General features: G+C 61.4%; 17 protein-coding genes and 1 pseudogene. 17 read left to right on the top strand and 1 reads right to left on the bottom strand.

Annotated features, from left to right (window positions below; translation table 11 throughout):
• Nucleotides 1–27 precede the first annotated feature (27 nt).
• The 12 genes and pseudogenes from NV1_RS35140 to NV1_RS35085 all read left to right on the top strand — a co-directional run bounded on the left by NV1_RS35140 (nucleotide 28) and on the right by NV1_RS35085 (nucleotide 13,151).
• Nucleotides 28–858, top strand: coding sequence for a mycofactocin-coupled SDR family oxidoreductase (locus NV1_RS35140; protein WP_067901714.1), 831 nt, complete (start codon nucleotides 28–30; stop codon nucleotides 856–858).
• A gap of 73 nt (nucleotides 859–931) precedes the next feature.
• Nucleotides 932–2,305, top strand: a complete 1,374-nt coding sequence (locus tag NV1_RS35135) for an MmgE/PrpD family protein (RefSeq protein WP_169813481.1) — start codon at nucleotides 932–934, stop codon at nucleotides 2,303–2,305.
• Between the two features lie 81 nt (nucleotides 2,306–2,386).
• The gene (locus NV1_RS35130) at nucleotides 2,387–3,502 is read left to right on the top strand and encodes an LLM class flavin-dependent oxidoreductase (protein WP_067901708.1); all 1,116 of its coding nucleotides are present in this window, start codon (nucleotides 2,387–2,389) and stop codon (nucleotides 3,500–3,502) included.
• Between the two features lie 61 nt (nucleotides 3,503–3,563).
• Nucleotides 3,564–5,003 carry an aldehyde dehydrogenase family protein gene (locus NV1_RS35125; RefSeq protein WP_157117571.1) on the top strand — a complete coding sequence of 480 codons (1,440 nt, stop codon included), beginning with the start codon at nucleotides 3,564–3,566 and terminating at the stop codon, nucleotides 5,001–5,003.
• A gap of 74 nt (nucleotides 5,004–5,077) precedes the next feature.
• Complete coding sequence (locus tag NV1_RS35120) at nucleotides 5,078–5,887, top strand: fumarylacetoacetate hydrolase family protein (RefSeq protein WP_218027303.1); 810 nt, start codon at nucleotides 5,078–5,080, stop codon at nucleotides 5,885–5,887.
• Nucleotides 5,888–6,043: 156 nt separating this feature from the next.
• A complete protein-coding gene (locus NV1_RS35115; protein WP_067901705.1) occupies nucleotides 6,044–6,538 on the top strand; it encodes a flavin reductase family protein in 495 nt (164 codons plus the stop codon).
• Between the two features lie 12 nt (nucleotides 6,539–6,550).
• Complete coding sequence (gene ribB, locus NV1_RS35110) at nucleotides 6,551–7,621, top strand: 3,4-dihydroxy-2-butanone-4-phosphate synthase (RefSeq protein WP_067901702.1); 1,071 nt, start codon at nucleotides 6,551–6,553, stop codon at nucleotides 7,619–7,621.
• A gap of 43 nt (nucleotides 7,622–7,664) precedes the next feature.
• A complete protein-coding gene (locus tag NV1_RS35105) occupies nucleotides 7,665–8,726 on the top strand; it encodes an Ldh family oxidoreductase (RefSeq protein WP_067901699.1) in 1,062 nt (353 codons plus the stop codon).
• Nucleotides 8,727–9,097: 371 nt separating this feature from the next.
• Nucleotides 9,098–10,612, top strand: a complete 1,515-nt coding sequence (locus NV1_RS35100; protein ID WP_084526250.1) for an APC family permease — start codon at nucleotides 9,098–9,100, stop codon at nucleotides 10,610–10,612.
• 51 nt (nucleotides 10,613–10,663) lie between these two features.
• A complete protein-coding gene (locus NV1_RS35095) occupies nucleotides 10,664–11,854 on the top strand; it encodes an IS701 family transposase (RefSeq protein WP_157117581.1) in 1,191 nt (396 codons plus the stop codon).
• 176 nt (nucleotides 11,855–12,030) lie between these two features.
• Nucleotides 12,031–12,942, top strand: a pseudogene (locus NV1_RS35090) (IS701 family transposase); the annotation flags it as partial.
• A gap of 20 nt (nucleotides 12,943–12,962) precedes the next feature.
• Nucleotides 12,963–13,151, top strand: coding sequence for an IS3 family transposase (locus NV1_RS35085; RefSeq protein ID WP_169813480.1), 189 nt, complete (start codon nucleotides 12,963–12,965; stop codon nucleotides 13,149–13,151).
• 86 nt (nucleotides 13,152–13,237) lie between these two features.
• On the opposite strand, the gene NV1_RS35080 is transcribed toward NV1_RS35085, so the two are convergent.
• Nucleotides 13,238–14,206, bottom strand: coding sequence for a helix-turn-helix domain-containing protein (locus NV1_RS35080; RefSeq protein WP_067901686.1), 969 nt, complete (start codon nucleotides 14,204–14,206; stop codon nucleotides 13,238–13,240).
• Nucleotides 14,207–16,153: 1,947 nt separating this feature from the next.
• Here NV1_RS35080 and NV1_RS35075 point away from each other — a divergent pair.
• From NV1_RS35075 to NV1_RS35060, 5 genes are all read left to right on the top strand, one after another.
• Nucleotides 16,154–17,635, top strand: coding sequence for an NAD(P)/FAD-dependent oxidoreductase (locus tag NV1_RS35075; protein WP_169813479.1), 1,482 nt, complete (start codon nucleotides 16,154–16,156; stop codon nucleotides 17,633–17,635).
• Between the two features lie 26 nt (nucleotides 17,636–17,661).
• Complete coding sequence (locus NV1_RS42775; protein WP_084526246.1) at nucleotides 17,662–18,741, top strand: aminotransferase class I/II-fold pyridoxal phosphate-dependent enzyme; 1,080 nt, start codon at nucleotides 17,662–17,664, stop codon at nucleotides 18,739–18,741.
• A 42-nt stretch (nucleotides 18,742–18,783) separates the two neighbouring features.
• A complete protein-coding gene (locus NV1_RS46515; protein ID WP_281181943.1) occupies nucleotides 18,784–18,915 on the top strand; it encodes a hypothetical protein in 132 nt (43 codons plus the stop codon).
• Nucleotides 18,912–20,132, top strand: coding sequence for a cytochrome P450 (locus NV1_RS35065; protein WP_084526244.1), 1,221 nt, complete (start codon nucleotides 18,912–18,914; stop codon nucleotides 20,130–20,132). The genes NV1_RS46515 and NV1_RS35065 overlap by 4 nt, the downstream gene beginning before the upstream one ends.
• A partial coding sequence (locus NV1_RS35060; RefSeq protein ID WP_067901675.1) for a ferredoxin occupies nucleotides 20,129–20,320 on the top strand: 192 nt, incomplete at its 3' end. The genes NV1_RS35065 and NV1_RS35060, both read left to right, overlap by 4 nt.

Here is a 20,320-nt window from a genome sequence, read left to right as displayed (position 1 = left end):
GGCTGGCGCAGAAGGAAGGAGCAAGCAATGGGGCGTGTTGAGGGCAAGGTGGCATTCATTACCGGTGCCGCTCGCGGTCAGGGGCGTAGCCACGCCGTAGCGCTGGCGAAGGAAGGCGCCAATATCATCGCGGTGGACGTGTGTGCCCCGGTGGGTACCGCTCCCTACGCGATGGCGACGCGCGAGGAACTCGCGGAGACCGAGCGTCTCGTCAAGGATTCCGGCGGCGAGATCGTTGCTCGGGTCGCCGATGTCCGAGACCTCGATGCACTGACAGAAGCAGTGAATGAGGGAGTCCACGTCTTCGGTCGTCTCGATATCATTCTCGCCAACGCGGGCATCGTCAGCCAGGGCCTGACTGCGGAGATGTCGGTCGACAAGTGGCAGGAGATGATCGACATCAACCTGACCGGGGTATGGAAAACGGTTCGGGCGGGTGTGGGGCACATCATCAATGCCGGCAACGGTGGCACGATCCTGCTGACCAGCTCGTCGGCCGGGCTGAAGAGCCTGGACAACATCGGCCATTATGTCGCGGCCAAGCATGGTGTTACGGGTTTGGCGAAGGCGCTGGCCAACGAGCTGGGGAAGTACAACATCCGGGTGAACTCCCTGCACCCAAGCAACGTTCGCACTCCGATGCTGATCAATCCGGGCAATTTCAAGATGTTCCGCCCCGATCTCGAAGACCCGCAGCTCGAAGATGCCATCGAGGCATACGGCACCATTCATCTTCTCGATGTGCCCTGGGTCGAGCCGGAGGATGTGAGCAGCGCCGTCCTGTATCTCGTGTCCGACGAAGGGCGCTTCATCACCGGAGCGCAGTTCACCATCGACGCAGGTTTCCAGGCGAAATAGCTCTTCGGAAATCGACAACTGAAAGTGGTACTCGCGAATTCTATCGACGCCGAGTACTCGAGGAGGTTCGACCGTGTCGAGAAAAAGTTGTAGCCGAATCGGCCAGACACGTGAACTCGCGCAATTCGTGAGTGCCCTTTCGCTCGATCAGGTGCCGGGGACGGCAATCAAGCGCGCCCGGCAGGCGATCGCGGACGTTATCCGTGTCGCCCTCGCCGGTCGACGGCACAATATCGGGCAGATGATGCTCGCATATGTGGAAGATCAGGGCGCCCGTCCTGTTGCGAGCATTCTCGGTGGCGGCAGGACGACTCCCGAACTTGCGGGACTGGTCAACGGGACATTCGCCCATGCGATGGATTTCGATGATTCGAACCATCCGTTGTACGGCCATCCCAGCTGCCATTTGGTCCCCGCGATCTTTGCGGTGGGTGAAGAGCTCCGTATGCCGTTCGAGCAGGCTCTGGCAGCATACATCGCGGGTTTCGAGACCGCCGCTGCACTGGCCGGCGCGATGAATATGGCGCATTACGACACCGGGTTTCATTCCACCGGCACCATCGGCACCGTCGGTGCCGCTGCTGCTGCCGCTCGGATGATGAGCCTGGATATGGTCACGACCCAGCGTGTACTTGCGTTCGCCGCTTCGCGCGCGTCGGGTCTGCGAGCGAACACGGGCACAATGACCAAGCCCCTGCACGCAGGGACCGCCGCGATGTCTGGTGTTCAAGCCGCGCGCCTGGCGGCCCGAGGTTGGGGCGCCGATCCGGATGCGCTGGAGGGCGATCTGGGTTTCTGTTCGGCCTTCATGGGGCGACACAGCGGAGAGCCTGTCGAATTCACGGGTGATCTGGGCGGACGGTGGTCCATCACGGAACCATATGGCTTGGCCATCAAGGCTTTTCCGTCGTGCGGTGCCTCCCATCCCGCAATCCAGGCCGCTCTCGAGGCGCATGCGGAACTGGCGGGGGAGGACATAGCCCGTGTTCGTATCGGTGTCAGTGCCCTCGCCCTCCGGCTTCTCGTGTACGACAACCCGCTGACTGGTGACGAGGCGCGGTTCAGTATGCTTTACACCGTTTCGGCCGCCCTGATTCGCGGTCGTGTGGGGCTTGCCGACTTCACCGACGAGGCCGTCGCGGATCCGGCGGTCAAGGCCGTGATGGGAAAGTCGCACGTAGTGATCGACGATCGGCATCGTGACGGAACCGAGTTTCCGGCAACCGTTCAGATCGAGACCGTCAGCGGCCGTCGGATCGAGCGCACAGTGAATATTGCGCGCGGCAAGAATGCCGATCCGCTCAGCGAGTCCGAGCTTGAAGCGAAATTCGTCGATTGCGTGGGCGGGAACAGTGCGCATCTGTGGAGCGAAATCCGTCATGCGAAACAGGTAACACCGGTCAATGATCTTATCAGTGCAACGGCGCCGTTGATCGTCTCACATTGAAACACTCGGGCGAGCGCGAGAAAAGCGAAACTGTTGAAAAGGCCTTCGAAATACCGAGGGTTCCGTGTAAGGAGGATCGAAGTGGATATTGGGCTGTTCATGGTGCCGTTCCGGCTACCTGAGACGAGTTTGCAGGACGGCTTCGATTGGGATATGCAGGTTATCCGCTGGGCTGACGAATACGGGCTTTCCGAAGTATGGGTCGGCGAGCACACCACGCAGCGGTGGGAGCCGGTTCCCAGCCCGGAGCTGTATCTGGCGGCTGCGATCCAGCAGACCACCAACATCAAGTTGGCGACCGGTGCGAATATTCCGGCCAACCACAACCCGATTGCACTGGCACATCGGCTGATGCAGTTCGACCACATGTCCCGGGGGCGCTTGATGGTGGGTCTCGGTGCGGGTGCGACCCGTGAAGACCGCGAGATTCACGGCAACACCGAGCCTCAGGAAAGGATGGTCGAAGCCGTCAAGATCCTGCGCGCGGTGTGGGGAGCCGAAGGCCCAGTGCGATACGAGGGCAAGTACTGGACACTCGATATCCCAGCCTATGACGAGGGACACAGCGGTCCGTTCCTCAAGCCCTACCAGGACCCGCACCCGCCTTTGGCTATGGCTGGTCTGAGTCCCAACTCCGGCACGCTGAAGCAGGCCGGCATCCAGGGCTGCCTTCCGATGAGCTTCGCGGTGAACCGCGACTACCTGGCGGGGCATTGGTACAAGTACGTCGAGGGCGCCGAAAGCGTGGGTAACACTCCCGATCGTAATCAGTGGCGCGTGGCGCACACGGTTCTCGTCGCCGACACCGATGAAGAGGCGATGGAACTGGCTCTCAACGGTGCGCTGGGCCGGACGTACCGCGAATGGACGTTCCCGTCCTACGCGCGCTCCGGGATGCTGCCTCTCATGGCTCCCGAGCTCGACGAGCACGACCCGAAGACGCTGCCGCTGGAATATTTCGCGGAGAACCACTGGCTCATCGGTTCGCCGGATACGGTGGCGAAGAAGCTCGAACGTGACATCGAGGTGTCTGGCGGTTTCGGTACCTTGATCGCCTTCACCTTCGACTATCTGGACCAGCCGGAAGCCTACCGGCGCAATCTGGAACTCCTGGGCACCGAGGTTCTGCCGCGAATCAAAGACCTCAAGCACAAAACCGAGCCGCTTTCGTCGCTCCAGCCACCTGTTCCACGCTAGCTGCGGCTCGATCGCCCCATGCTGAAATCTGCTGCACACCAAGCTAACTCGGAGAATCCGGATGACGAATTCCTGTAACGATGTCATGCACCGCACGGAGATTTTCGTCGGCGGGAAATGGATCCGATCGGCGGGGTCGGAGGTTATCGACGTCATAGACCCCGCTACGGAAAACATTATCGGCTCCGTGCCGAACGGGACCGCCGAGGATGTGGAACGTGCAGTCCGTGCAGCGCGGGAAGCCTTCGGGTCCTGGTCGCAGACCAGTCCGGAGGAGCGGGCCGTATGGGCGCAGCGAATCGCAGATGCGGTCACTGCGCGTGCGGACGATTTCGCTGAACTCATCGCCCGTGAGATCGGTATGCCGCTTGCGCAGTCCCGCGCGATTCAGGTCAAATTGGGAATCGGTGACTTCGCCGTGATGCCCCAGGCGATCTCCGAGATCACCTGGGAGGAGAAGATCGATAACTCGATTGTCCTCCGGGAACCCATCGGTGTAGTCGGTGCGATCACGCCGTGGAACTACCCACTGCATCAGGTCACGGCGAAGGTGGCGGGCGCCCTCTGTGCTGGGTGCACGGTGGTGGTCAAACCGTCGGAGGTCGCGCCGTTCAGCGTGTTCCTCCTGGCCGAGGTGCTCGACGTACTGGGGCTCCCGCCCGGGGTCGTGAACATCGTCACCGGTGAGGGCGGGACAGTCGGCGAGGCGCTGGTCGCTCATCCTGGGATCGACATGATCTCCTTCACCGGGTCGACCCGGGCCGGCAGGAGAATTTCCGAGATCGCAGCTGCCCGGGTGAAGCCATTGGCGATGGAACTCGGTGGCAAATCGGCCGCAGTCGTGCTGGACGACGCGGACCTGGAACAGGCGATCACGGTCACTTTGTCGAAGTGCTATCAGAATGCGGGTCAGACCTGCAATGCCCTCACGCGTTTGCTCGTGCCGCGATCGAGGCTGGCCGAGGCGGAGTGGATCGCTGCCGCCGCGGCTGCCGAATACCGCCCCGGGCGTCCGTTCGGCGAAGGGTCTACGTTGGGGCCTCTCGCGAGCGAAGACCAGTTCCGGCGTGTGCGATCGCTCATCGACAAGGGGATCGAGGAGGGCGCGCGCCTCGTCCACGGTGGTGCCGACCGGCCGGAGGGACTCGAGCGGGGCTACTTCGTGGCGCCGACCGTGTTCTCGGACGTATCCGAGGACATGCTGATCGCGCAGGAGGAGATCTTCGGCCCGGTCGCGGTGATCATCGGGTTCGATGACGAAGAGGATGCGATCCGAATCGCGAACGGTACAGATTACGGACTTGCCGGCGCTGTCTGGTCAGCGGATGCGTCCCGAGCGCATCGAGTGGCCCGCCGGCTGCGCAGTGGTCAGGTCGCGATCAACGGGGGCGCCTACAACCCGCGAGCCCCGTTCGGCGGATTCAAACAGTCGGGCCACGGTCGAGAGGGCGGCCGGTTCGGCATCGAGGAGTTCCTGACCTACAAGTCCTTGCAGGTCTGAGCTGGACCGAGCGGCCTCGCGGCGCCCACCAAAGCGTCGGACTACAACGATGATTCGAGAAAGTAGACAGCTCGATGGCGTATGCAACATACGAGTACCAGGACAGCCGACATGTCGGCCTGGTCGAGCACGGCGGAGACGGCGATCGACTTGTGCCGCTGACGGGTCTGGCGGAGCTCGGACGCGCCACCCCGGACGATGTGTTGACCGCTGCGGCGTTGCGACCGGAGGAGTCGGTTGCGGTGTCCGATGTGCGGCTGTGCCCGGTGATCCCGGCCCCGGACAAGATCATCTGTATCGGCTTGAACTACCACGCGCATGTCGGCGAGACCGGCCGTGAGTTGCCGACCTACCCGGTGATGTTCACCAAATTCGCTTCGTCGCTCGTCGGGCCGAACGACGACATCCTCTTGCCCCGCGAGTCGATGGAGGTCGATTACGAGGCCGAATTGGCCGTGATCATCGGGCGTCGGGGGCGCCGCATTTCGCGTGAGAATGCACTCGACCACGTACTTGGGTACACAGTCGCGAACGACATCTCGATGCGCGACTACCAGAGAAAGTCCCATCAGTGGCTGCAGGGCAAGGCATGGGACCGGTCCACTCCGTTGGGCCCCTATCTGGTCCGTCCCGACGAAGTCGACGTCACTGCCGTAGGTATACGCGCGGCACTCGATGGGCAGAAGCTCCAGGATGCCAATACATCTCAGTTGATCTTCGATATCCCGACGTTGATTTCGACCATCTCGGAGTTCGCGACCCTGTTGCCTGGCGACGTGATTCTCACCGGTACTCCGGGAGGTGTCGGCATGAAGCGGGTCCCCCTATCTTCCTCGAGGACGGACGTCGGATATCCGTCGAGATCGACGGGGTTGGTTCTCTGACGAACACCGTGCGCACAGAGTCCTGACCTGGCTTTACAGGGGACGGGGAGCGGTGCCGGATGGAAGATTTTGGAACACTTCGCCCCAATCATGTTTCGTTACCGTTTATTTCGGGCGAGCGCCCAGCGATATCCACATCAGAGAAGGAGGTCACCGATGCGTGTGATCGAGCCGGTGACAGCCGACGACCAGTTGCGCCGCGCCTTCGGGTGTTTCCCGTCCGGGGTGGCAGCGGTCTGCGCCGAGATCGACGGGGTGCCGGTGGGGCTGGCAGCGAGTTCGTTCACCTCGGTGTCCATGGATCCGGCACTGGTATCGGTGTGCATTCAGCACACCTCGACGACGTGGCCGAAACTGCGTCGGGCTCGTCGTCTGGGGCTGAGTGTTCTGGCCGAGGGGCAGGATGCGATCTGCAAGCGCCTCGCCAGCAAGGTCGGTGACCGTTTCGATGGCACCAGCCGGACAGTGGCCGCCGATGGCAGCATATTCATCGACGATTCTTCGCTCTGGCTGGACTGCACCGTTCGCGCGGAGATCCCCTGCGGTGACCACGACATCGTCATCCTGAACGTGCACGGCACTTTCGCCGATCCGGTGTCTTCGCCGCTGATCTTCCACGGCAGCCGTTTCCGGCGCCTGGCTACGATGTGAGGCCGGGCCAGGATGACGCTGTTTCGACAGGACGACGCTGCAGCACGAGTCCGTGCAGCCGTCTCGGCGATCGCCGCGGGACGGCCGGTGATCGTCACAGACGACGCCGACCGGGAGAACGAGGGTGACCTGATCTTCGCCGCCACCCATGCGACGACCGGCCTGGTGGCCTTCATGGTGCGGCATACTTCGGGATTCATCTGTGTGGCACTGCCGGAGTCCGAGTGCACGCGTCTCGGTCTGCCCCCGATGTGTCATGAGAACGAGGATCGATTCCGGACTGCTTATTGCGTCACCGTGGACCTGCAGGGCACCGGCACCGGTATCTCGGCACAGTCGCGTGCCCGGACGATCGCGGCGTTGGCCGCGCCGGAAACGACTGCTGCCGATCTCGTGCGGCCGGGGCACGTGGTTCCGCTGCGGGCGAGAGAAGGCGGAGTTCTGACCCGCAACGGACATACGGAGGCCGCAGTCGACCTGGCCCGTCTTGCGGGATTGCCGCCGGCGGGGGCCCTGTGCGAAATAGTTTCGGCGGACCGGCCCGGCGAGATGGCCCCAGGCCCGGAACTACAGCGGTTCGCGGCCGAGCACGACTTGATAATGATCTCCATCAGGGATCTGATCAGTTATCGCGAGCGTACGGAGCCTCAGGTTCGTCGTGGTGCATCGACGTCGTTACCCACGGTGCACGGTCGGTTTCGGGCGATCGGGTACGTCGGTCGAGACGGCGGGGAACACGTCGCGCTGGTGGCAGGGCCGGTCGATCGAGTTACCGCGATGACGCCGGTCTATGTACACAACGAGTGCGTCATGGGTGATGTCTTGCGATCGAACGCGTGTGAGTGCGCAAACAAGCTCGAAGACGTGTTGGGAAGGTTCGCCGCCCAAGGTAGTGGCTTAGTCGTCTACCTCCGTGCACCCGGCGCCTCGGGCATGTGCCGCTCGCATGAGGCCGTGGACCCCACGGGCGGTACCTCGGTCATCGCAGAGTGGATCCTCGCAGACCTCGGCGCCGTACGGTCGGAGCGGAGCGAGGATCGAGAACCGTTTCCCGAGATCGAGCGTCTTCCATTTTCCGCATGAAGGAAGCAAGCGCCTCCCAGCGCTCACCGAAGGAGTTATCGACGTGGCCGACAAGGTCCATTTGACGATTCGGGAAGCCACCGATCTGGCTACCGCCGTTCTCAGCGCTATCGGAACCCCGCACGACATGGCCGGAGAAGTCGCTGAGCACCTGGTGGAGGCCGATTGTGTCGGGCACTCCTCCCACGGAATCAGCCGTCTGCCTTCGTATGTCGATTTCGTCGATCGCGGTGTGGTGATCCCGGATGCGAGACCACAGGTGATTTTCGACGGATCTTCGCCGGTGGTGAGCGCAAACTGGGGGTTCTCCCATGTCGCTGCCCGCATGGCCATTGATCTGGCATGCGAACAGGCCCGCACCCGGGCGATCAGCATGGCGGGTCTCGTCCGAAGCACCCATCTCGGCCGGCTCGGTGCGTATATGGAGCGTGCATGCCGTGCCAATTGCGTGGCTCTCGCCTTCGTCGGGGGGATGGGCGGCAAGCGTCTGGTCGCACCGTACGGCGGGCGACAGGGATTACTGGGATCCAATCCGGTCGCGGCGGGCTTTCCCACCAGCTCCGGAGCTCCTCTCGTGGTGGATTTCTCCACGGCATCGGCACCGATCGGCAAGATCATGGTCGCGGCGATGGCAGGTGAGCGTATGCCGACGCAGAGCCTGGTCGACCGGAATGGTTACCCGACCGATGATCCGAATGCGCTGGAAGACGGCGGAGCCATGCGCACATTCGGCGATCACAAGGGCTTCGGGCTGGCTGTGCTGATCGAATTGCTGGGAAGAGTATTGCTCGGATCAGCAGCACTCAGTGACGGCGGCGGCAGTGCCATCTTCCGTGATCAGGGATTATTCCTCGTTGCCATCGCGGCGGACGCGTTCCGCGATCTCTCCGACGTGCTCGACGATGCGGAGGCACTGCGCGAGTCGATTCATGCGGTGCCGCCCGCCGCGGGAATTGCCGGGGTCCTCGCACCCGGCGATGTCGAGCGGCGGAACCGGAATACGCATGAAAGCGGCTTTTCCATCAGCGTCGGCGCCTGGGAGAAGATCAGGGACGCCGCGGTGCAAGCAGGAGTTCGGGACGACAAGATTCCACATCCCGCATAGACCGGTTGAGTCACGGAATCTGTTCGAGGGCGCCGCATTGCGGCGCCCTCGATTTCGTCGTGCGAATGGTGCATCGGGCGGATCTCAGCGCTGCGACCCCGAATCCGAGTACGTCACGGTAATGGACGTATCAAAATGGAACACTCTGGTCCGTGACCACGCATCATACACTGACTCGAAGCATGCGACGCAGATCACACCCTAGCGATCGAGTGTCTGAATTCATTTATATGAGTGAGTCAGGACCTTGGACCGAATGTGCGGGTTAGATCAGTCCCCGGCCCGGTGCCGTATGCTTTGTCAGTACTTGTGGATTGCCTGTGTGCGGGCTGGATCTACAGGTATCCCGCAGAAAAATCTAGGAACCAACGATGACGATAGAGTCTCCTCCTGCAACGCCCGACCCGGCGTCGAGTTCGGACACGGGGCCGACACGCTTGTCGGGAAAGCTCGGTGTCACCCCGCTCGTGTTGAGCGTCTTGGCGTTCTCAGCCCCCATCGTGACGGTCTCGGGTTACATCGCGTTTACAATCAGCTTCGCTGGTCCGCAAGCGCCACTCGCTTACCTGCTAGCCACCGTTATTCTCCTCGTCTTCGCGGTCGGCTTCACCGTCATGACCAAACACATCCCTCGTCCGGGTGCGTTCTACGCGTATATCTCGACGGGTCTGGGGCGAGTTCCCGGGCTGGGGGCAGCGTTCTTGGCCGTCATCTCCTACATGATGATCATGGCCGGACTCTACTGTTTCACAGGTGTCACCCTCAGTTCGCTGATCGAGAACTTCGGCGGTCCGTCCACTCCGTGGTGGGTCTGGTCGCTGGCGTCCTGGGCGGTCGTCAGCGTGCTCGGCTACTTCCACGTCGAACTGTCGGCCAAGGTGCTGAGCGTGGTCATGGTGTTCGAGGTCGTACTGGTGATGATCTTCAACATTCCGACCCTCGGAAAGGGAGGTGCCCAAGGTTTGTCGACAGAGCCCTTCAATCCGATGCATTTCTCCCACGGCGACCTGTTCGTAGCGCTCCTGTTCGCGTTCATGAACTTCATCGGGTTCGAAGCGACTGCACTGTATCGGGACGAGGTGCGCCAGCCAAGCAGGACTATTCCCCGCGCGACCTACTTGTCAGTGATCTTCATCGGTATTTTCTACTGCCTGTCCTGTTACGCTCTTATTTCTGCCTACGGTTCGAGCGCATTGAGTGTCGCTCAGAAGAATCCTTCGAATATGTTCAACCTGGCGGTCGATCGTTTCATATCGAACGGGTTCTCGAAGGTGTCGATGGTGCTCGTGACGACGTCCTCGATCGCCGCATTGCTGTCGACGCACAATGTGATCGCGCGCTATATCCATAATCTCGCCTCGGACCGGGCGATCCCGTTCTATTTCGCCGCCGTGCACAAACGGCACCTTTCGCCCTACCGGGCATCGGTCGCCTCGGCGGTAATCGTGGTGCTGGCACTCGTGCCTTTTGTGCTCGCCGGCACGGATACGGGTGTGCTCTACGGTGCACTGGGCGGCCTCGGGTCGACCGGTGTCATGATTTTGATGGCGCTGGTGAGCCTTGCGGTCTTCGTCTGGTTCGTGCGTAATGGCGTGCCTTCCGCGGAAAGCAAGTGGAAGGTTTGGGTAGCACCGATTCTGGCCTTCCTCCTCATCGCCGTCATCGTGGTGTTCGCTATGAAGCGTTTCGATCTGGTCGTCGGAGGAAGCCCGGGGCAGAACCTGTGGATGGTCGCCATCCTCATCGGCACACTGCTCGCGGGTTCGCTCTTGGCCGTCTTCTTCCGTTACGCCCGGCCGCGGCGCTACCAAGCTCTCGGTCGCGCGGACCGAGGGGCCGACGAGATCGCTGAATCGGTTGGGGGCACCGAGGCAGTGTCCGGCTAGTACTCCAGCAGCACTTAGTTATGTTGTGCGGTAGGCTCTTTGGTCGTGTCGATCGATGAGGATCTGGTTGCGTGGGTCGCGGGGCTGGATGATCTGTTTGGGCTGGTGGCGGGCCGGTTCTATCGTGCCGAGCCGCGATTGCGGGCGCGGGCGTATGTGCGGGGGTTGCTGGCGCCGTTGGCGGGGAAGAATGGCTGGACGCTTGCGGAAGCGGCGGGTGATCTCACCCCGGATGGGATGCAGCGGTTGCTGAATAAGGCGGCGTGGGATGTGGACGGGGTGCGTGATGACGTGCGCGCCTATGCGGTGGAGCATCTGGGCGACCCGGACGGTGTGCTGGTGGTGGACGAGACCGGTTTCTTGAAGAAGGGAGTGAAATCTGCTGGGGTGCAACGACAATACTCCGGAACCGCAGGCCGGATCGAGAACTGTCAACTGGGTGTCTTCTGCGCGTATACGAGCGTGAAGGGCCGCACTCTGATCGACCGCGAGTTGTATCTGCCCAAGTCGTGGACCGAGGACCGCAACCGCTGCACCGAAGCGAACATTCCCGATAACGTGGAGTTCGCCACCAAGGCCACCCTGGCCAAGGCGATGCTCGCCCGAGCCCTCGATGCCGGAGTCCCGGCCCGATGGGTGACCGCCGACGAGGCATACGGCGGGGACTACAAATTCCGGACCTGGCTCGAAGGCCGTCGCATCGGGTATGTGGTGGCTGTGCCGCGCAGTCAGACCATCCCGATCACCGACGGCTGCACGCGTGCGGATCACCTTGTCGCACAAGCTCCTTCGGAGGCATGGAAACGCCTGTCCTGCGGTGCCGGCGCCAAGGGGCCACGCATGTTCGACTGGGCGGTAGCCTCACTACCGGTCTACGAGTGGACCACCACGGCGGGCTGGAGCCGCTGGCTGCTGGCGCGCCGCGCGCTGACCCCGAACAGCAAAGGCGAGCTGGAGATCGCCTACTACATGTGCTACGCACCCACCGGCACCAGCGACGACACCCTCATTAGGGTCGCCGGCTCCCGATGGGCCGTGGAGGACTGCTTCCAGACCGCGAAAACCGAGGTCGGACTCGACCACTACCAGGTCCGCCGCTACGACGCCTGGTACCGCCACATCACCTTGGCCATGCTCGCACACACCTACCTCGCCGTCACCGCCGCTATCGCCCCAAAAGCATTGGCAGCGGCCTCATCTCGCTCACCCTCGGCGAAATCCGCCGTCTTCTGGCACACGTGATCACCCGCAACTTCCCCCGCCCGACCATCTGGCGATGGTCGATCTGGCGCCGACGCCACCAATACCGCGCCAAACAAGCCCACTACCAGCGGCGACACCGATTACATAACTAAGTGCGGCTGGAGTACTAGTACTGCAACGGCGTTTCGGTGGTGGGGTTCTGGTAGATCTTGCGTGTGGTGTTGGATCGTGTTGTGGCCGAGTTGGATTCGTTGATGTCGCGGATCGGGGGCCGGTTCGGGCGTGTGGAGCCGCGGGCGCGGGCGCGGGAGTATGTGTCGGGCCTGGTGGCGGGTCTGGAGCGCAAGAACGGGTGGACGGTGTCCGAGCATGCCGGTGCGGTGTGCCCGGATGGGATTCAGCGGCTGTTGCGTACGGGTGGGTGGGATGTGGACGGGGTCCGCGACGACGTGCGCGCGTATGTGGTCGAGCATCTGGGTGATCCCGAGGGGGTGTTGATCTGCGACGAAACGGGTTTCCTCAAGAAGGGCAGGCGTTCGGCAGGGGTGCAGCGGCAGTACTCGGGCACGGCCGGGCGCACCGAGAATTGTCAGATCGGCACGTTCCTGGCCTATGCATCGCCACGCGGGCATGCGCTGATCGACCGAGAGCTGTATGTTCCGCAGTCCTGGATCGATGACCGCGACCGGTGCCGGGACGCGGGTATCCCCGACGAGGTCGAGTTCGCGACCAAGCCGCGTCAGGCCATCGCCATGCTCGAACGGGCGCTGGCGGCGGGGGTGCCGTTTTCGTGGTTCACCGCCGACGAGGCCTATGGTCAGGCCGGGTACCTGCGCGAGTGGCTCGAGGGTCACGGTGTGTCGTATGTGATGGCCACCCGCTGTGACCACGCGCTGACCACCCGCGCCGACCGCACCGCGCGCGCCGAGACACTGATCGCGGAGCTGCCCGCGAGCCGGTGGCAGCGGTTGTCGGTCGGCGCCGGCGCGCACGGGCCACGCGAATACGACTGGGCGTACCGGCAGATCGACGGGACCTGGAAACGCGGGCGCGGGCATTGGTTGTTGGCGCGTCGCTCGTTGACTCCCGACAGTAAGTGGACAACTCCCCCGCCGAATCGTTCAACTCCACCCTGAAGGTCGAGTTCGTGAACTGGCACCGCTTCCGCACCCGCGCCGAAGCCGCGCTGCGGATCGTCACCTGGATCACCAGCTTCTACAACCCGACCCGCCGCCACAGCCTGTGCGGCGGAGTGTCACCCATCAACTACGAGACCCACATGGCCGCCGTCCGAGCGGCCTCGGCAGCGGCCCTGTCAGGAGACCAGGCTGCATAAAGGAGCCTCCACACTTCGAGGGGATTGACAGGGCTTCGTAGCAGGACGGTATACAGGCAGAGCAAAGAATCATCGGGAAATCTTGTTCAGCTGCGGTGCATTTCTCGATACTCTCTAGGCGACATGCCATATTCCATTCTGAATTGACGCGATAACTTCGACGCGCCGAAAATCCCCCACTGGGATGCTAGAACGCCGATATTCTCATTGCGCAAGGTCGGGTTACGGAGGCATTCCGCGAATCGGCGAAGGCGCTGGGTCCGTATTTCTCGGGAGATGCTGGTATCTGCCTCGTTGAATATTCGATGCAAATTTCGTACCGACATGTGTAGTGCCGCCGCGATTGATGCGGGATCGAGTGCAGGGTCGGCGAGGTTTTTACTGATGAAATACCGAACAGTAGCGATGAGTTCGACTTTGGTCCCGGTGAGCTGAAAATCGTCTCCCAAGTTTTCGCGTAGTATGGCCGAGAGGAGCGGACGGATAGCTCGGTTTACGCAGAAAAGCGATATTTCGTCGAACTGCTCGAGATCTTTCGCAATTGAGCGCAACAGTGTGGCGAGGGAGCTCGTAATATCAGACTTCCCGGTAATTTTCCTCCCGGTTATCCGGTGAACCTGCCCGATAGGCAAGCAGAGCGTTTCCTTGGGAACGATTAATAATGCGAGACTTGTCCCCCCGGGGGAGTGTAGACTGTATTCGCCGTCCATATCGTAGACGCACATATCCCCAGCGTTAAGGGTAGTCATCCCGTGTCCCTGCTCTACTATTGTAACTCCGCGAATAACATAGCATATCTTCCATGACTGCATCTCATGCACGTCTCGATGCTTTCGCTGCCGCTCAACCTCGACAGGGCTCGACAGCATGCTGATATTCAGATTCGCATCTGCACGGCGGGCGACGACACGGAATTTCTGCCTGGCCGCTGCATGGCTATTGCAATACAGCGGCCCGAACAATCGTTCTGTCTTTTCGCGCCACTCATCCACATCGTTACTTTCGATGACGGTGCAAAGCTCGTCATACTCTTGCGAAGTGTTATCGAATCTCATCACATCTCGCTATGTTGGTCCCGAAAGGGGCGGCAGAATTTTGGTTTTGGTATGGGTCTGCAAACTTGCGATCGGTGGGACCTTCGGAAAATCCCATAAATACCCGATTTCCCTTTCGCTCCGCACCTGCGGATAGATCATGTCGCACCCACCGTGCTGATGATCCGCGTTCGCCGCCGTCTTCTGGATGCCGCATGCGGGGTGTCGTGTGTTTGCTGTCGCATTACCAGAGTATTGTCGCAGGTGACATATCACGGCCCATCGGACGACTTCGGCCGGTCGGTTCGGACTGCCGCAGGTCGACGCCTGGCTAGCGAAGTCTCGTTACAGCGGTAAGGCTAGCCGGTTCCGACGGTTTCGGCAAGCTTACCGAAGTCAGGTATCGAAAATGGAGTAAGCATCGAATTGCGCACTCCAACTTGATGGTTCGGATAGTGTGATGCCTTCTCTCGATGCGGCAGCCACGTGGTCACTCATCTGGGCACTCGTCGATTGACGGTGCACACAGTCCGTCACTGCGCATCTGGGGAGCCGCTTTCCAGATAACGATCGAGCCGCCACCCCAAGAGTTGCTGATTGATTGCCATCAATCCGGTTGGTCGAGTGCGTGCCGCTGGTACAAGATGACGCCGCGTGAAATATCCCCGAGCCGAGTCGGGGTGCTGGGCGACAACGGAATTGGCAACGTCTCGAAGTGCCGGCAATCATATCGGTACCGCCTGCTGTGGTGGTGCTTGCACGACGCGCAACCAGCACCTTGCCGCTTACGGGTGGGCTGGCGTAACACGACGAGGACGGGCCAGGTCCAGCGGCCGGATGTCGGTGCCGATCGCCAGGATTCGGCGTTTCGTCGAGGCGAACGCGGCTGATCCCGGGATGACTTCTGCGACGATCACCACTGCGCACAGCGCTTCGGTCCGCCTGTCGCATCGCCTGTCCGAGTGAAGGGCCCTCACGGTTACCGACCCGATCAGAAGGGCGACGGCTGAAGGGTGTACCCGGCGCGTACCGGCCAATCCAAGGTTTCGTCACCAGTCGATCAGCGCGATCGCGGAGCGCTGGGGGATAGTCGATGCCACGAAGTTCAGTTGAATGCTCCGCGCGGTCTTTGGTGCGTCACCCCGGGGAGTACCAGGCTACCGCGTTGTCCACCCTCGATAGCCGGAACCACCGCCGACTCCGGTGACGTGGCACGGACCGACAAAAAAGTGGGCACTGGATGAGAAGCATACGGAAAAATAATCTGACACTATATTCGGTGTAGGCGCGATTGGGTCTAGCAGTTGCGATTCATCGTGAAAATCAATCCGGCGAAACGGTACAACATGGTTATTCTATTGACTTCCGGAATGGGGCCGCAGTTTCCGGATGACATCCCCTCACGGAGTCCTCGTTCGAAATTGTGTTCAAATCGGGAACTTCTTGCGGGTCTGCTGGCTGGGCTGCAGTCTCTCGTCGCGGTCCGGGATGTACTCGACTCCACATTGCTGCCCTCGGGGCAGAGACGAGAGTTCGTCTCTGCCTGACGGGGCAAGTCGACATACCATCGGTGCACGGAAGGTCTCAGCCCAGTCCCCAGCGCGAGATGGCGGCAGAGGTATCCCGTCCGCAGAGAATGAGTCGCGTGGATGATCCCTCGATCTGTTCGGTAGTTGTCGTGCGGTGAGCCGGCTGGGCATGCCCGGCCCTGGTGAACAAGTGCTGCCGCCCATCTTCGTCGCAGCAGACCAAGCACTCGACCCTTCCGACGGGTAACGACTGTAGTACCCGCAATGACATCTTTCAAATAGTTGCGACCGGACTGGCGAGTGAGTTGCGCGACCTGGACGGGTTCGATGCGTGCAGCGTTGAGGCGCCTTTCGGGGCAGTTTGATTCTGATGTTCTACCACTATTGATTCTGTCGTTCTATTATTTCCGGGAGATGCCTCATGGTCGCTCAACATAGTATGGATATCGCCGTCGTAGGGAACGGCGTACTTGGACTGTCGATCGCCGTAGAAATCGCACGCCGGGCACCGAAGATCAAAATTGCGGTAATCGGCCCTCCGGGACGGACCCTCGCAGCATCCATGGCAGCTGGCGCGATGCTGAATTGCTTCGCCGAAGTGACAAAGTACACCCATCAACATCCCGCTGCCGAAGCCAAATTCGCCATCGCACGCCAAGCGCTCGACGAGTGGCCCGCGTGGCTGGACAGACTCTGCGACGACGTCGGGGACGACGCCGCGGCGCTGCGCACCTCGCGAACAGGGGGCACGTTCGTGCTGCTCAGCAGCAGGTCGGGGCACATCGCCCAGGATAACTTCCAGGCCATGCGCACAGCGCTCATCGAGTACAACGAGCCGCACGAGCAGGTCGACCCCCAGGACATCGAGGGTCTGGAGCCCAGCCCCGGTGCACGCCCCTCTCAGGCCGTGCACCTGCATCGCGAAGGTGCTATCGACGCGCGGGCCGTCCTCGCCGCACTGGAGGCGGCAGCACGCCGTCACGGCGTCCACATTGTTCCCACCACGGTACAGGCCCTCCTAGCCGACGCGGACACAGTCGCCGGCGTGCAGTTCGCCGATGGCAGCACGCTCAGTGCCGGCACCGTCATCCTCGCGGCGGGAAGTACGAGCAGCGCTCTCGCCGACAGCGTCCTGCCTCCCGGCGAGACCCCACCCATGCTGCACGGCAACGGTCTGGCTCTGCTCACCCAGCGCACTGCCCCCCACACCGCCCGCGAGGTACTGCGCACACCCATTCGCGCTGGATCATGCGGCCTGCACCTCGTGCCCTTGGCCGGAGAAGGTCGGCAGTATCTCGGCGCCAACAACATGGTTACTCTCGATCCGGCACACGGGCCCGGGCTCGGCGACTGCCAGGCGTTCCTGTACCAGATGTGCGAGCAGATCGACCAGAAGATCGCGTCCTCGCACATCACCCACTGGCTGCACGGAGCGCGCCCGATGCCCCTGGACTGCTTCCCCATGATCGGTGAGAGCAGCCTCCGTGGGCTCCACTTCGCCACCGGAACCTATCGGGACGGCTTCCACTGCTCACCGGTCATCGCCCGCCACGTCACCGATACTGTCCTGAACCAGGTCACCACCAACCCAGGCTTCGACTGGTTCACTCCGAAGCGCCCGCCGATCCAGACAATGACCGTCGAGGAAGCCATCGCGGAATTCACTGCGCACGAAGTGGATGGCTCCTACGAATACGGCCTGAGCCTCCCCTTTTGGCTCGACAGCGAAACGGTCGCTCAACACTCGAAGCAGAGGGCTCGGCGAGTTCACGAACAGTTGGATGAGCTCGTTGCTCTGCCTCCGGACATCGTCATGCCTCTCCAGGGTCTTACCGCCTCGGACGGTTTAGCTGACTTGCGTCTTTACCTCCATGCAGCGCGTGCTTATCACCAGAAACCTGCACAGGCTACGGTAGTGTAGCCCCTCCTCGTAAAGGTGTCGGACCAGTGCGAGAATGCATTCAGCCCTGGGGATTGCCGGGCCCTTCGGGAGAACGCCCTGAAAACTCTGGATTTATCAACCTTCGATTCAATGAGAATCCTTTCGGTGGACAGTATCGCCGCTACCCTGAGCACTCACCAGATTTCCTTGCCCCCTTGTATCTGAGCGCACTGGAAATTCTCGATCCAACCACTTTTCAACAGACGGGCGACATCACCACCGAAAGCAACGGACGCCATCCCTCAGAAGCGGATGCGGTGATCACTCGTGGTGCCACGGAAGCGCTTGATCTCGTACTGCGGGCGCTTTTTGAACCAGGGAAGGATGCCGTGGCGGTCACTTGGCCGAGCTTTGGCTTCTTCGAGCGACTCGCAACACTGCACAACGTTGCACAATATCGTGTGCCACTCGGAGGGGCGCGGTATGACCGATTAGATATCGACCGCTTGCTGTCGCTTCCGGTGAAAGGGGTTTTCCTTTGTGACCCCAACAACCCAACCAGTACCTGTCTGGACGCCGACGACCTGGACTGCTTGCTGGATCGCTTTGACGGGGTCGTAATCATCGATGAGACCTATTCCGAGTTCACCGCTCGACCTTCACACCGCCACAAGCTGGACTCCCACCCCAGCCTGATCTCGGTGCGGTCGATGTCAAAGGGCTTGGGCATGGCAAATTTGCGGCTCGGAGCTTTACTCGGAGCACCTGCCATCCTTGACGCAGTACGTAAGGTTCGACCGCCCTTCCCCATCCCGAGCCTAGTCGCCGAGGCTGCCACAGCGGAATTGACCAAACCCGAACAACTCGCGTCCAGGATCGATGCCTGCGTGGCAGAACGCGATCGGTTGGCGAAAAACCTCATGGAGTGTCCTGATGTGCTCGACGTCTTTGCAGACGCCGGATTCATTTCCATTCGGATCGCTGACCAAGACTTCGTGACGGCGAAACTGCACGATGCTCATATCGCCGTGACACCCGAGCCAGAAGGTTGGCACAACCATCTGCGGATCTCTATCGGATCCCCGTCCGAGAACGCGAAGTTGCTTGCCGCTCTCCAACGGAACGCTCAACGTACCACTCCCTGATTCCCCTCTGTCCCATTCGCATTCACAAGAAGGTGAACACACGTGACCGAACAACTCTCCATCGATGAACCGCAGCAACTGGACGTCCACCAACATCCGATCAAGCCGATGATCCTTGTCTGCAAGGGCTCGGCCCGACTCCTCGGGAACAGGGAGCAAGAGCTGTGGGTATGAATGTGACTCCGTTTACCCCACACGATGCGGGTCACTTGGCCGATCCCGACGACGCTCTCGAAGCCGCGCGTCGCGAGTGCCCTGTTAGCGCAGTCAGTGATGTCCTGTTTGTCGTGGCCTCTGATACGGATGTCCGTGCGGTGTTTGAGGATAATGCGGCTTTTTCGAACAGCGGGAACTTCACGATTGGTCGCGAAGATCGGAATCATCTATTTCCTGGTATTACAAACCTCGACCCGCCAGTGCATACGGAACTGCGGTCGAGGCTTCTTCGGAGCATGGCTCCCAAGAAGCTGCGATCCCTCGGTCCGCACGTCGCTCGAGTCATAGCGAGGGCGCTGAACGGGCTGCCGCCCGCCGGCGAGGTGGAACTCCACAAGGACTACATATCGCACATCCCGTCGGCCGTGACGTACTCCATGATCGGCCTTCCCCAGGAGAACTGGTCCGAGGTCGAGGTCCTGGCGGACGCGCTGGTCGAGGCTGTTCCTGCGCCCGAGACGAGTATGCCGGAATACCACAGACTGATGGAACTAATGGGTCAGGTGGTGCGCGATCGACGCGAACATCCCGAGCAACGCCGGGACGACGTCCTGGACAATCTTTGTTTCGCTGCGCCGGGGGAGCGCGAGATGGAAGACCTCGAGGTCGTCATGCACTTGAGGCAGCTCTTCGCGGCTGCGACGGACACAACCCGTGCGTTGATTGCGAATTGCATCTACCGACTCTTGGAGCATGATGACTGGGCGCGCGTCGTTGCCGACCGATCGTTGCTCAAAAGCGCAATCGAAGAGTCTCTACGATTCGACTCGCCAGCGCAGTTCATGACCCGATCGGTAGTACGGGACACCGTCATCGGCGGGTGTCCTGTGACCGCGGGTCATAAGGCATACCTCAGCATCCAATCAGCCAATCACGACGAGGCTGCCTGGGGACCGACAGCTCGTCAGTTCGATATAACCCGACTGATTGCTGTGCAACATATCGCCTTTGGGCGCGGTATTCACAGTTGCCTCGGGGCGCCGCTAGCCCGCATGGAGGCGTATATGGCGATCGACACCCTCATGGATCATTATCCGCGCATGGCTGCTGGCCGTCGAGCGGCGTGGGAGAAGTGCGATGGGCTGCTTCTGAGGCGCCCGAAGGAAGTATGGGCCCAACTTGTGGGGGAAATGCCTTCAGTGACCGGCACCAACGCTGGGCAGGCGGTCGAATGAAGCGGATCGTACTGGATCGTGTCAAATGCGAAGGACACGGCATGTGCGAAGTTGCGGCACCGGCTTACTTCGAGCTTGATGATGAAGGCGCGCTGGCGGTACTGGAGCCGCAGGTCAGCACTGATAATGAATCGCGGGTCCAGGAAGCGGTTCGAAGTTGCCCGGTCGCTGCTCTGCGACTCAAAGCA

This window comes from Nocardia vaccinii NBRC 15922 (genome assembly GCF_001613305.1).
GTDB classification, from domain to species: Bacteria; Actinomycetota; Actinomycetes; order Mycobacteriales; family Mycobacteriaceae; genus Nocardia; species Nocardia vaccinii.
Note: the sequence above shows the minus strand (reverse complement) of the source record. Positions and strands in the feature narration are given on the sequence as shown.

What these genes read in the sequence shown, in the direction of transcription:
- NV1_RS35140 (WP_067901714.1), top strand. Translation starts at nt 28, where the DNA reads ATGGGGCGTGTTGAGGGCAAGGTGGCATTCATTACCGGTGCCGCTCGC.
- NV1_RS35125 (WP_157117571.1), top strand. Translation starts at nt 3,564, where the DNA reads ATGACGAATTCCTGTAACGATGTCATGCACCGCACGGAGATTTTCGTC.
- NV1_RS35120 (WP_218027303.1), top strand. Translation starts at nt 5,078, where the DNA reads ATGGCGTATGCAACATACGAGTACCAGGACAGCCGACATGTCGGCCTG.
- NV1_RS35115 (WP_067901705.1), top strand. Translation starts at nt 6,044, where the DNA reads ATGCGTGTGATCGAGCCGGTGACAGCCGACGACCAGTTGCGCCGCGCC.
- ribB (WP_067901702.1), top strand. Translation starts at nt 6,551, where the DNA reads ATGACGCTGTTTCGACAGGACGACGCTGCAGCACGAGTCCGTGCAGCC.
- NV1_RS35100 (WP_084526250.1), top strand. Translation starts at nt 9,098, where the DNA reads ATGACGATAGAGTCTCCTCCTGCAACGCCCGACCCGGCGTCGAGTTCG.
- NV1_RS35080 (WP_067901686.1), bottom strand. Translation starts at nt 14,206, where the DNA reads ATGAGATTCGATAACACTTCGCAAGAGTATGACGAGCTTTGCACCGTC.
- NV1_RS35075 (WP_169813479.1), top strand. Translation starts at nt 16,154, where the DNA reads ATGGATATCGCCGTCGTAGGGAACGGCGTACTTGGACTGTCGATCGCC.
- NV1_RS35065 (WP_084526244.1), top strand. Translation starts at nt 18,912, where the DNA reads ATGAATGTGACTCCGTTTACCCCACACGATGCGGGTCACTTGGCCGAT.